Below are 13874 nucleotides of genomic sequence, written 5' to 3' on the forward strand. Positions count from 1 at the left end.
GATTTCACCTCTGGCCAGGCGGACAACAGGAGTTTCTTCTTCATTCGCTATCCTCCTGCTTTCTAATCAAAGAGGGGAGATGGAACTGGACCCTTCCCTCGATTTCCTTTTTATAGACAAAGCCAAACGTACGGCTATCCTTCGACACATCGATATGATCACCGGTCGTAAAGTACAATCCTTTAGGAATTTTGGTTAAGTCTTGAAATTCTTCAGCGACAGCGGGAGAAAGCTGAAACATGTAGGTCGTCTCAAAATCTCCCTGCTCGCCAATGTTCAGGACCATCCGATCATTGCGAATGAACATCGTATCTCCCGGCATCCCAATCACTCGTTTGACGAACTTCCCTTCTTCTCCTTTGACAGAAAAAGCGATCACATCATAGCGGTGAATCGGATCACTTCTTTTGACTAAAACCATGTCTTTTTCTGTCAACGTCGGCTTCATAGATGTTCCTGAGATGGGATGAAAGCTGTATTCCCTGCGAACTAGCTGCCCCGAGATGAACAACACAACCAATAGCAGTAAGGTCAGAATGGTCAATATAAGACTTTTAGCAATCGAGCGCTGTGGCGGAGTTTCTTCTTTTTTTGTTTGACGTGAACGAACAGTTGCCATAAGTTACAGTGCTCCTTTTTTCTTTATCACTTTGCTTTGATATAGGAAACTTGATCAGAAGTAGCCAATGCCGTGTCAATCACTCGATACGAAATCACCGTACCACCATAGACATTGCCCTCTGAAATCAAAATACCCTCTGGTCGAACAGCTTCCACAAAGGCCACATGCCCATAACGTGTATCTGATCCAGCGACGCCTGGTTTAAAGGAGATCAACCAACCTGCTTTAGGTTTTTGGCTCACTTCATAGCCGAGTGCTTTTCCTTTGGTTGCCCATTCGCCACCGTTGCCCATATAGTCATCAACGGTTTTGCCTAATTGCTTCACACGGTTAAAGGCATACCACGTACATTGACCAACCGGATAGGAGCCTGAACTGTTGTAATCCACACCGTTGTAGTCTGGGTATTTCATGCGGCTGCGGTATTCTTCTGGAATTTCTTCTTTGCCTTTGATGAAGACGCCTGAATTTCCTTCGGTAGTTTTGACTTGATCGTATTTAGTTAAGTGATACAGGGCTATAATTGAGTTCAATTTTTGCCCATAGGTCGTGTCCGTCGCGTAAGTTCCGGTCAATGCGTTCGTTGTGCGTAAATAATTCTTCGCTTCAGAACGCCATGCTTGTTGGTAATACCCCGCATTGCCTGAGATGCCCCCACGCAAGAGTTCTACATAATCACCTAGTGACGCCGCATAGTTCGGATATTTACGAAACGCTGAGTTGATGGAATACAAATCGCCATTTCCTCGATCCTCTTGCGTTGCCATCGATACGGATTGTCCTTGATAGGTTCCTTTAATCCCAAACAAGTTATGGTTTGGAGATAAAGACAACGTGCTAGTTCCTGATCCGCTTTCTATTAAAGCCTGCGCGATCATCACCGACGCAAAAACATCGTAGTCTTGCCCTAACTTGCGAGCATCTTCACCGACTGTTTCAATGAAGTTTTTCGCACTATCATTTTCAGTGAAGTTCATAGAAGCTGGATATTCTTTTAGGACTTGTTGACCATAATCGTTCAACGCTGCTTCTGGTAGTTCTTGCACCAACAGGTCTTCTTCTAAATCGATCGTCTCCACAATCACTTGACGTTGAGTCTTTTTCTCTTCAGGTTCAGTATCAGAAGTTTCCTTCGCCTCTTCCTCAGTGGTCTCTTTTTCAATTTCTACATCATCGACTGTTAAGTAATAGTCCTCACCGATAGAGATACCTAATAAAATGTGATTGTCTTTTTCTTTTTGATAAACGAGGCTGCCAACAGTGATTTCTTCTGGCATTTTCTCTGGTTTATCAGTGATTTCTATAGAGAATAATTGCTGGTACAAATCGGTCGCTAATTGTTTTGCATCATAGGTTTCTTCTTGTTCGATCCCAAGCTGCTTGATCCCTTCATAAATCAATGCCGCGTGGGCTTCATTTTCAAAACTGCTTAACAACGGCAGTTCGAAGCCTTTCAAATCTGATTGAGCAACTTCCGTTGTTTTCAGTTCACTTGGCAGCTTCAGTGCACTCGTCTGCGAAAAAGCCTCAGGTGCAGTCGGTGCGACAAACGGATATGGCTGAACACTCATCGTTGGTGGTGTTGCTGGAGTCACCGCTGCGGGTGTACTCGGTATCACTGGCGTTGGCGCAGGAGTCGCTGACTGTTTCGGTTCTTCTTGTATCTGACTAGTCGACGGCTGGGTGGGCAGAGAACTGCTCGGGGTCGTCGAACTTGGTTTGGTGTTACTTGGCTTTGTACCGCTTGGTTTCGTCGAGCTATTACTCGATGAATGACTTGGTTTTATTGTACTTGAAGTAGACGAACTGCTTGATGGCTTTGTCGAACTGGATGTACTCGAACTGGACGACGAAGCAGGCGTGCTCGTACTAGTTGACGAATCTATAGTGCTGCTTTGCTCAAACGATGCTGAACCCTCTGTTTCCGAACTTGCTGCTGATCCTTGTTCAGAAGACTGAATTTCTGGTGTTACTACGGGTTCCTTCGTGTTTGCTTCTGGTATGACAGCTTCATTTACAGGTGCTTCATTACTTTCCGGCACAGACATCTGACTTTCTGCTGTTCCTGTTTCTACTATTAAAGAAGAACTTTCTGTTAGTTCACCTGCTTTTAATGCTCCGCTGCGTAAGCTGGCGAGTCCTCCGACAAAAACCAGTATCCCACAGACACCCACAACTATTTTTTTCATGAATTTGTTCCTTTCTAGATCAAACTAAAGAATAAAATCGGTAAGAGAAACAATAAGAACAAAGGCACCACTGTCTGCATCGGATCAGAAATGATCTTCGCAGCCAACGTCATGCTTACCCGCTCAGGTTCAGATACCGGGTCTTTTTTTATTAGAGTGCCATCGATTTTCTGGTCCTCGCGCTTCAATTTCATTTGTTTGAAGAGATCTTCCTCGGCATCATGTAGCGAATGGACGCTCTTGAGATTTCCTTGAACAAGACGCCGATAGATCGTTCCGATATCCCCTTCACATCGTAAGAGGGTCAGCTTCGCGATCCCATTCTTCGGCTCCTTTTCAACATAGGACACCTCGGTCTCTTCGATGATCTTGTTCAAAGACACCTCGTAGACATAGACTTGTTTAAAGTCCGTCGCATAAATCAACTGCCCCTTTTTTAAATCTTGGATCCGGTGCAACAGGACATCCTTATCAAAGATATTGTGTGCTAAGACAACATAGTTTCCGCGACCTAACTGTTGGTCGGAGCGGTAGGTCGCCGCTCCGGTTAACAGATTTTCATTCGCCATCCCTGCCAGAATCGGCAGGTCGATCGACACATTGGGAATGACAATTTTTCCAATTCCCCAGTTATTCGTTGTGTTCTGGACGACCGATTTCGCCTTGGCATAATCTGAGATTTTTACACTCGCGATCTGTTTCTCGCCATAGTTCGCTTCATTGATCTTATCGATATTGTAGGCACCCAGTTCTTCTTGCGGCCCAATATTGACTGCGGCAGACGCGGGTTCTTCCTCCATGTGGAGATACCCGTAGATGGCGGTGACGAGTACCGCCGTCATCGTAATAAATAGAAGAAAGAACAAGGTTTTTGTAACTAGGAATAGCCGTTTCAGATTTTTCCGCGCTTTGGCAGAGACAATCGGATCCTCCGATCGGAATCGTTTGATGAAGCGACGATACAAGCCCATGAGTAAGGCGAAGATTGCGACATTTAATCCTAGTGTCGCTAAGACAATATTTTGATAACTCCATGTATTCCGTTTCTTGACTTTCCGTTGGACAGCCGTTTTATAATCCACTCGATGACCCGTGACTAACAAGCGAAAGGTATTGATGCCCGGTGGCGTACAGGTCAGCAGCGTGGCTTTGTCCTTGCCTTTATGAATCTTGACCTTATCGACATCACTTGGCAAAATTTCTTCAAAGGAATCGATCTCATACGCCAAGCGTTTGCCTAAAATATTGATAAAAAACAAATCGCCTTCTTTTAAATTTCGAATATCGGTAAAGAGCACCTGGTTCTTGACCCCGCTGTGTCCCGTAATGACCGAATGGGTATTCTTCCCACCGATGGGAATCGAAGTGGGTTCAAAATGCCCCAAGCCCTTCTCCAATGTTTTGAATGACGTGCCGTGAAAAAAAGGCATTTGTTTGATATCAATCGCGGGAATATCAACGGTTCCCATGACATCCCCTTGTTTCATGATTTTGTTATAAACCACTGGATCACCCTTCGGTAATCCCTCTTGTTTATTGTAAATATATTCGTTGTAAGCCCTCGCCAATGCCCACTGTTCGTCTTTTTCTTTTTGAGACATCTTTTTCATCGTATCGTCGTACTCAGACACTGCTTGACTCCGCTCACGATTAGCTAAGTAATTCCCTACGATAGGATAAAGAAGGGTCAACACGCCTCCTACGATCATGATGATCGCAAAGATTTTCAAAAAAGAATGCTTTCTCTGCTTTCTTTTCGATTGTTTTTTCTTCTTCATGACGGGTCCTTCTTTCCAATAGGGTTTGACAATTTGAAAGAAAGAATCAAAGACACGAAAAACATGCGCATCCCAGATTCTTTCTTCAGTAATGATGCATGAGCGATCGTCTTAAAAAACGTCCTTCTTCCGATGAATACTGAACATCCCGACACCGCCCATAGCGAAAATCATGGCGAGTATCCACATGAGGACTTGCGCCGTGCCAATGTTTCCACTGGTTTGCGGCAGCTTCTTGATCTCCCCTTTTTCATCGACTTCGATTGGCGTACCATCCGGTCCTTTGGTCACAGGCAATTTAGGGGTATTGCCTAAGACACTGGATTTGGGATAGATATAAACTTCATTCAAGGGTTCGCCTGTCTGTTGAGGAAACGGCAGCTCGACAATGACGGGTTCCATCACGTCTTTTAACTGTGCGTGTTCCTTTTCAACAATCTGGTACATCCCTTGTGCCAAATTTCCCGCGTGGGCAAGACCTTTTTCATCGGTGGTGATGGTCGTAGTAAAAGCACCATCCCCTTGAACGGGTTCGAACCCAGAGGCACCTTGAATCGGTGTCACACGGGTGATTTCATACGTCATCCCAGGCAAAGGGTCCAGATTCTTCCCATCCGCATCCTTAACTTGATCGACTTTCGTCCCATCTAAGGGCATCGTATCGGCAATCTTGGCAAAATCGACAATCTTATACTTTTGTACGTAGATACTGTATCCAGAGTTCCCCGTACCTTCTGTGAACGCTGCTTCGGCATGAGCAGACACCACCCCACCAAAGCTCAGGAAGAAAACAAACAAACAGAACAACAAACGACGTAGCTTTTTCATTTTAGTTTCCTCCCCTTCCTTTGATTGGGCGAAAATGCAGGAAGACACCAGTCATGCCAATTACCAATAGACACGCAGAAGCAATCAGGATAATCCGCATCGCTTTGGTTCCACCCGTAAACGGCAGCTTGGTTTGACCTTTATCTGGAACATGGACGATGGCGATATAGTTATAGGTTGGGACTTCTACTTCAATCGGATTTTTCAGTAATTCAAATCCAGCGGGTGCCTTGGTTTCAACGATTGTATAAAATCCTGGTGGTAGGCTGCCGTATTCCAGCCAACCATCGCTTCCAGTTTTTACTGGACTCCCGATTTTGTTTTCATCCTTAATAGTATCTGGATCGTCTTTCTTTCCTTTGTATAACTGGAACTCCGCACCTTCTAAGGCATTGGTGGTGCTTGCTTCAATCTCTTCAGGTTCTAGTGTGCCATTACCATCCACATCTATAACTGTTCCTTCTTCGTACTTGAAAAGTCGAATCTTTGATAGACGAGTTAGGCCGGCGTTGACGTCGGTCACATGATGGACCTTGTCTGTTCCTGTTAGAAGTGTTGGCAGATCATTCAACTCTGGATGATTGTATTCTGGTGTCTTGAAATTATCTGGATCGGCTTTAGAGTTCAATTTTGGATCACTACCAATTAATTGTTTCGTCACAATGACGATTTTTTTTGTAACAACGATATCGCCTATCATGAATTCGGCAAGATAGTCTCCTTCAGGAAGGTTTTCAAACTTGTACTTCCCATCCGAACCTGTCTCGATAAGGGAATCTCCAGAATCATCAATGAATTTTTCTCCAGTCAAGCTTTCTTTCACTAATTGTTTCACATAAGATGAATCTTTTTGACTCGTTCGATAGAGCTTCACTGGGATATTTCCAACTGGAGTCTCACTGGAATCAATCAATCCATTGTAGTTATCGTCGTACCAGACATAACCAGTGAGATCGCGACCATAAACATGAGTAGCTACTGGCTGAGATTGAACTAAGAGGTCAATATCTGAATTCATAATCGCATTATTTACCAAGACATCTTTAGGTTGTTGACCCGTTGGTTTAATCTTGATGGTCAATATAATTTTTTCTCCAATAGCCATAGAAGGAGCATGGAGCCAAACAGATTTCGCGTCTTTTATTTCTGATGCAGGAGTAGTTCCTGGCTTGTAGGCAGTGCCTCCAGTAATATCTTTTGGATCAGCATTTTCATCCAAAAAGTTTTTACTATAGGCTATATCAACTTTGGAAGTACTGTCTACTTTAATCTCTTCTACCGTGTAACTCCCCTTAAATATGGTCCCTCTTGAATCGCCATCATAAGGCAATACATCTTTTAGCCACACATGAGAAATTGTTGAAGTCTTTTCATTTTCTAACGTTACTCGATAGGTGATCGTGTTCTCTTCACCAACTGGATCTTTATCACCAACCTCTATTATTTTTTTATCAACATCTTTACTTAGCGTTACTTTTTGATTCAATTTAAGAATATAAGAATCATTAGAAGATCTACTGGCTTCAGTACTAGTATCCTTTTTAGTCGAATCATTTTTCAACCACATTTCCCCGATGGTCGTTACATTTAATTTTTCAGACTGTCCTTCCGCATTAAAACTTATATCACTAATTTTATTAGTGACTTTAAAGTTCACTTCGATCCCTTTATTGATAATCATATCCGTAAATACCCATTTTAGCGTGGTCGTTCCATCTGGATTATTAGTAATAGTCGGCTCACCAATTTTTTTACCCGAGGCATCTTTAGATGTATCTGGTTTATATGAAACACCTTTAGGTAATGTAGTGTTCAATGAGCCGTTATATGTTATTGAATCTGCCCCAATTAGATCTCCTCTAACTTTTACGTCAACATCTTCTGAACCCTCATATACTGGATTCTTAACATCTGTACTAGTAGTAATTCCAAACGGATCAACAAATATTGATTGTCCCCAGGCAATATAACCTCCATTACTCATAGAATGATTTGTTATAGTGTTTCCCGTACTATCAAATTTGGTGGGAGTATAAGTATAATTATAATTTTTTAATGGTCTATAAATCATTTGGTTCGTGCCAATAATATATTTTGAGGTTCCTATCAAAACATTCGGTTTCCCTTTTGCATCTTGGCTCCCTACATCCCCTATAACTGTGACTGGAATACCAGTTACTCTCGAAGCTCCAATACCAGTGGAATACGTCCTTTTAATATAAACTGCGGAAATCTTACCGTTTGTTTCCGCTTCTTCTGGCGAAGAATACCAATTATACAGGGCGTATTGCGTGTCAAAATTTGAAAAATTTAATGGCGGACTCTCATTCGCAACATTTTTTGGAACTCCAAACATCTCACTTTTACTATCACTAGGACGTGAGAGGTGACGAAGTTCCGAAACCTCTCTTGAAGTATCATATTTAAATGTACTAGCATTAAAAGCAAGAACTTGGTGAATTTCTTTTGCACCACTAGAAACTATTACTCCATTCAAATATATTTCCTGACCTTGTTTTACATGGGCCTGGCCCGAATTCCCAGTTATTGATGAGTTAGCTATGTCTAAGCTCAGAATGGATCCCCAACCTGTATCTCCATTTTCATCAAATTGACCAAACTTACTAATTGAGACGGCTTGTTGACCGTCACCCTGGCCTAACGTTTCACATTCAATACTTGAATTGTTATCCGAAGTAATTCCATCATATGTTACTTTGTCAACTGAAAATTCCACCCCACAACTTGTCCAGTTATTATTAACATAATCGTCAACCCATTTCTTCGTATCCCATCGATATAAGACTTCAAGACTAGAAAATGGTTTAGTATCACTACCGTATTTATGCCCTTTCATTGAATAGGTATATGGATTATGTGTTCTGGCATAACCAGAATTTTTGACATCTGTATTGTAACTCCCAGAAACAGTAAAAGTACCCGAGTGATAGACGCCTATTTCTGCAAAATTTCCCATCGGTTGGGAAGTATAGATAGCTCCTGTTTCCGCATTTGGTGCATCTAATTGCGTTGTAATCAATTCTGGTCGAAAATTAGAACTCATTTCTGATGAGCTACTTCCATATGGAGTCAGTTTCCAAGAGGTGGTTGTCCTGTCTAAAGCAGCAGGTGAATACCGTACTGCTTGGATTGGTTCGTAAGCAGATTCGGCTAAATAGGTCCTTGGTCCATTATTTTTTGTATAGTATCCCTTTCCTTTGACCTGGTAACTAATCTCACCTTTCGGGAACATCGTTCCTCGAAAATCTTTGTCGGATCTTCCTGCTAATGGTTGCAACACAGTAATTAGTCCAACATCTAAAGTAGATGTCCCCTTACTCGAAGCGGTCGCCTCGGGTAAAAGAACTTTCCCACTAGCATCTTGACCTTTTATAATTTTTACTCCTACAGAAGGTTTTGCTGAAACTGTTGTTACAGGGATTTCTAGTTGGCTTAATTCATCAGCCGTATATACTTTGTTAAAAGTTTCAATGTTCTCTGTGTCTTTATTACGCGCATCAACGATTTCGATAGTTATTATTGGCTCAATTTTTTCTTCGTGATCTGCACCGAAAACATTCAAAATGATTGGTACAAATATTTGGCCTGTGTCACCAATTGTTGATTCCATGATACCTTCAGAAATTTGCGAGCCATCGCCAGCAGGTGTATCAATGTATGCTCCATTTGAAATTTCCCCATTGTTTCTTGGAATACCATCTTTTAGTTCTACTGCATTAGGCATCTCCGCTTTGACGCGATAACGAATATCCGTATATCTTTCTGTCAAGGTAGTATTTTGAACAGAGAAGGATAATAAATAGCTAATTTGATCAAAGGATCGGACAATTGTATTGCTGGCAGACTTATCATTTCCAGGATCATTATTAGCATCAAAATCGGCTGTTCCGGTCATTATCGACAATTTAGCATCACGAACAATAATAGGGTCGCTAGCAGCTTTCGTTACTTTTGATTTTTGAGTTATTTCGTCTGATTCTCCAAAATAGATAGCAGTTCTTAAAGAATCCTTTGCCTCATAATCTGTTTCAGTCAACTCTTTTAATGACTTTATCGTCTTTTTTGTCTCTATTTTATTTCCTATTTCTGTACTTGAAGCCCCAGCTTTTTTTTGTTTTGATTCTGTATTAACCTCGGATTGATTATTCTCTTCTTGAGAAGAAGCAGCTTGTTCTTTATTTGATTCGAATAAAACTAATTTTTGCTTTTGTTTTGAATCATTACTGTCGAACAACTCAATTGAAACTTCATTTTCCATTTGTCGCTTTACGGTAATTGAAAGTGTCTTTCCTTTGATCAGATGCAGATATGTATCCCCCGTATCCTCTCCCGTGCTTACATGAAAAATAGCTGGTTCATTTAATTCTTCATTCTTCAATTGAGATACTTTTTGCTGTGTATTAGATTCTGAAAGATCTCCTAAACTTTTTTCTTCCATAACTATTCGTTGGCCTGCTTCGTCAGTTTGGTACACCATATACTCTCGGCTATCCGGCAGTCGAATTAACCGGGTCTCATTTCCGGTTAATTCAACTTGGACCTCATCTTCTTGAACCATAGATTCTGTTTTTGTTTCAGTGTTGTTAACTATCTCTACTTGAGCAAATGGTTGTTCTGAGTCATCTGCCTTCAAAATTTTCCCGTTCAAAAGAGAGAACACAATCGCCACAAAAAGTAATACTGGAAGAAGAACGGCGACTATTTGCTTTAGTTTTATATTACGGAGCATCGTCTATCCATCCTTTCATCCTTCAACAATTAAGCGTGACGACGTTTTTTATCAATTGCTATTGCTGCAGTACCGATAGTGATTGCCCCGATTGCGATGATGATTAGCAACATGGTGCCAGTGCCACCGGTGAATGGTAATTTGGTTTTTGTTTCATTGACTACCGTTACTTCTGGATCAGTATTGCTATGTGTAGTTAGAGTTACAGTCACCTTTTGAGGGGTCTTCAATAGTTCATAACCAGCTGGAGATTTGGTTTCCACTACCCAATAATCCTTTTTAATATCTGCTTCATCCCACGTCGCTTCTGTCGGATCTTTTGGATCTTGTTTTCCATCAGAAGGATTCGCTCCACCAGGGTTATCCGTAAACCAGTCCAATTTCAACCCATCAAAGTGCGCTTTACCTGTTGCGTCTGATGTAGATGTTAGATAAGCGACTCCAGAAGGCAATGACGGCGTTGAAGTCCCATCGTCATTCAAGGTATACGAATTGCCATCAGATGCTAAATATTTCTTCGCTTTTGCATCATCCTCAGTTAGTGCGATATGGAATTCCGCACCAGATAGATCCGCTCCTGCTTTATCCGTCTTTTTAATGTCAAATCCACCATTGTAGTATTCAGGTTCGTCACTTTCCTCTGAAGTTGGTTCTTGTCCAGGAATCAAGTAATCAATCTTGTATTTATTCGTAATTTTTCCATTAAAATCTTGTTCTACAGTTGTCTTATAAACTACTCGAATATGAGTATCTTCAGCTTCGGTTAGTTTTTTCATTCCTGCTTGGGTCAAACTAACTTCTACTTCTTTGGCTGCTCCAGCGGTCATATTTGTGACTGGATGAGCAGCTACTGCAGTGCCATTCAATTCAACATTAAAGTGAGTGCCAATCGTTAAATCTGTCCAAGTAGCACCATCATCATCCGTTACTTGGACAACAATATCTTTTAGTAACAGTGCTGTGTTCAAATCATCGGTAATTCGGAAGTAATCCGCATACAGTTCATAAGGAAATGGACCAGTGATATCTAAGTCAGCTGTCGGCAATCCAGTAACTGGATCATGCATGCCGGTGATCTTCATTGGCTCGTTAATGATGCTTAACAGTCCTGAAGGCAATGCCGTCGTTGCTTCCCATTGGAAATCTTGTCCCGCTTTAATGGAATACCCTTTACCACCTTCAGCTGTCTTGTCCAAATCTGTATTCGTGACAATGTTCTTTGGATGAACATGTACGTCATAAATTAATTTGGACGTGTCGTTACGTTTCGTTTGAGGTAAATGAACAAAGAACGGATCCATTGGTTTATTGATTTTTAATCCCGTTTCACCTGAAACTGGATCAGTGTAAGTGTATTCCCCAGTCGAGTCTTTAATTTCCCGTACTAAATAAATACCATCCGCGCTTTTTCCAGTTCCAACATCGAATTTCAAACTACCATCCGCAGCTGTTACACCTGTCTGTCTGGTAAACGAAGAATCCACTTCCCAATGAGTCCCCTCCACTTGTTGTAAAGGATCTGTTAGGTCTGCACTTCCAATTGCCTTTACTTTAATAATTTCAAAATTGACATCTTGCATAACTTTCTTTCCAACCAAATCAGGTGCCGTATCTGGATCCAAAGACTCCCCATCCCCGCGTCCACCTAATTCCGAAGCACTATTAATTTCGTACTTCCAAATAGTAATTGAACGATCAGACGTATTATCTGATACCGCATTCCCACTGATATTCTGTGCCGGTGGTGCTGCATACACCGAACTCCCTGCACTTAATGCTATCCCACCAATCATTGTCAACAGTCCTAAACTCACTGCTACTTTACTTATCCATTTTCTTTTCGTTTTCATAATAAGCTCCTTTTTATTTTGTCTTTTACGCCCAAATTAGCTAAAATAAATAAGTGAAAAGAGGTTGCCGCCATTTTTCAATTATTTATTTTTCCAATACTCGATGAAGAGCTTCTTCTTTCGTATTGGATACTAGTAAATATTTAGTATGTTTGTCCTTCGATAAACATACCTCCTTTCAAAAGCTGTTATAATTTCATCATTTTCGTTAAAATCTCTAGTTTTCAATAAATTTCTAACCTATTTTATTCTTAGTCTTATAAAAAACTAGAAAAGAGCTATCTCCCTTGGTACATAAGAGGATATAGCTCTTTTTGACGATGATTGACGGCTTATATTGAAATGCAAAATCATCAGATAATTATTCTTTTAAAATAACTGTTGTTTCTAGATAGAGCGCTAATTAATCAGCAATAGCAGACCTCAGTAAGCGCTTTCTTACTTTTTAAAAAAAGAATACACCAAAAAAAATACGCAATTTTTTTGAAAATGATTTCAATTATAGTTAGCTGATTAAACGATCCAATTTCTTGATTACCTGAAAACGTTGTTCCAGCATCGCGTCTACATACGTATCTAGCGTCATTTGTGTCGAGGCGTGACCTAATAATGCACTAACAGATGGAATGTCTTTGTTTGCTTCTAAGCAGCGTGTCGCAAAGGTATGTCGCAGCTGATGGAAATGAATCTGTGGAAGCTTTGCCTTTTTTCGGATTTGATGGAAATGATAGGTAAGCAGGCGTGGTTCGCAAGGTTGACCATTCGTTGAAAAAACAAAATTCCCTGTTGATTGCTTCCGATGATTCACTAGTAGTTTTTTTAGTGTTCGACTGATCGGGATCATACGAACAGACGCCTCCGTCTTTGAATCTGCCAAAATTAGCTGTGTTTTATTTCGTGCTTCGACAGTTGAAATCCGTTGGTACGTATGGTTGACATAGATCAAATTTGAATCGAAATCGATATCCGACCATTTTAATGCAGCAATTTCTCCCACACGCATGCCAGAATGTAAGGCCAGCAGCGTTGGAAGGCCATATCCTTTTTTCTTTTTTGAAGCAACATCCATTAATGTTTTTTGTTCTGTCATAGTCATTGCCCGAACCTTTGTTGCTTTAGCTTTTGGTATTTTTAGTTCAGAAAAGGGATTGGCATGGATTTTCCCGACTTTCTTCGCATAATTTAGACATTTATTCACAATCCGAAAAATTACTTGGATGGTGGAGTTTGCAAGTTTATTTTGTAGGTTTTTCATTAATATTTTTCCCGTTTCCAACGAAAGCTCATTTAAAGAGAGCTCTTTGATCGTTGGTAAAATGTACTTCGTTAATTTGTAGTAATAACTTGATAAGGTAGCCGGTTTGACGTCATTCTGCACTTCGTTCAACCATTCCATCGACCATTCTTCAAAGGTTTCTGCCGATACACCTTGGATTTGTACCAACGATTGATAATAGATTCGAAGCGGGTAAAGTTTTTGTCTAACTTCGGTATAGCTCTTGCCATATACATAGCCATATTTGATTTGTCCATTGTTTTTTCTGCCTTTAGGATATCGGCCTTCCCAACGACCATCTTTTCGCAGATAGATATTTTCGCCTTTACGCATCTAAAAATTCCTCCAATTTTGACGGCTTAACCGACGGTGCATTTTTTGTGATTTTCTTTACTTTTCTTAATAAAAAGAGCTTGTATACCAACTTATTATCATGTTTTTCTTGAAAATAATTATTTTTATGATTCGTATTGCCTAATAATAATTAATAATATATAATTGATTTACGAATTGATTTTGATGTATCAAAAAAATAAGTTATTTTATTTTGTTACGTCACGTGTGTTTCTAGTTTTTTATAA

General features: G+C 40.6%; 7 protein-coding genes. All 7 read right to left on the bottom strand.

Annotated elements, in window-relative coordinates; genetic code table 11:
- Positions 1-40 precede the first annotated feature (40 nt).
- On the bottom strand, positions 41-619 hold the full coding sequence (lepB, locus tag JZO85_RS16105; RefSeq protein ID WP_207109542.1) for a signal peptidase I: 579 nt from the start codon (positions 617-619) through the stop codon (positions 41-43).
- Positions 620-645: 26 nt separating this feature from the next.
- Positions 646-2811 (bottom strand): glucosaminidase domain-containing protein, encoded by a 2166-nt coding sequence (locus tag JZO85_RS16110; RefSeq protein ID WP_207109543.1) that lies wholly within the window; start codon positions 2809-2811, stop codon positions 646-648.
- Between the two features lie 14 nt (positions 2812-2825).
- Positions 2826-4589: a sortase family protein gene (locus JZO85_RS16115; RefSeq protein WP_207109544.1), complete on the bottom strand. Its 1764-nt coding sequence runs from the start codon at positions 4587-4589 to the stop codon at positions 2826-2828.
- A gap of 111 nt (positions 4590-4700) precedes the next feature.
- Positions 4701-5417: a pilin N-terminal domain-containing protein gene (locus JZO85_RS16120; protein ID WP_207109545.1), complete on the bottom strand. Its 717-nt coding sequence runs from the start codon at positions 5415-5417 to the stop codon at positions 4701-4703.
- 1 nt (position 5418) lies between these two features.
- A complete protein-coding gene (locus JZO85_RS16125; protein WP_207109546.1) occupies positions 5419-10167 on the bottom strand; it encodes a SpaA isopeptide-forming pilin-related protein in 4749 nt (1582 codons plus the stop codon).
- 29 nt (positions 10168-10196) lie between these two features.
- Positions 10197-12017 (bottom strand): SpaH/EbpB family LPXTG-anchored major pilin, encoded by a 1821-nt coding sequence (locus tag JZO85_RS16130; RefSeq protein ID WP_207109547.1) that lies wholly within the window; start codon positions 12015-12017, stop codon positions 10197-10199.
- Between the two features lie 505 nt (positions 12018-12522).
- Complete coding sequence (locus JZO85_RS16135; protein ID WP_207109548.1) at positions 12523-13626, bottom strand: tyrosine-type recombinase/integrase; 1104 nt, start codon at positions 13624-13626, stop codon at positions 12523-12525.
- Positions 13627-13874: the final 248 nt, after the last annotated feature.

Source organism: Candidatus Enterococcus murrayae (assembly GCF_017315985.1).
GTDB classification, from domain to species: domain Bacteria; phylum Bacillota; class Bacilli; order Lactobacillales; family Enterococcaceae; genus Enterococcus_A; species Enterococcus_A murrayae.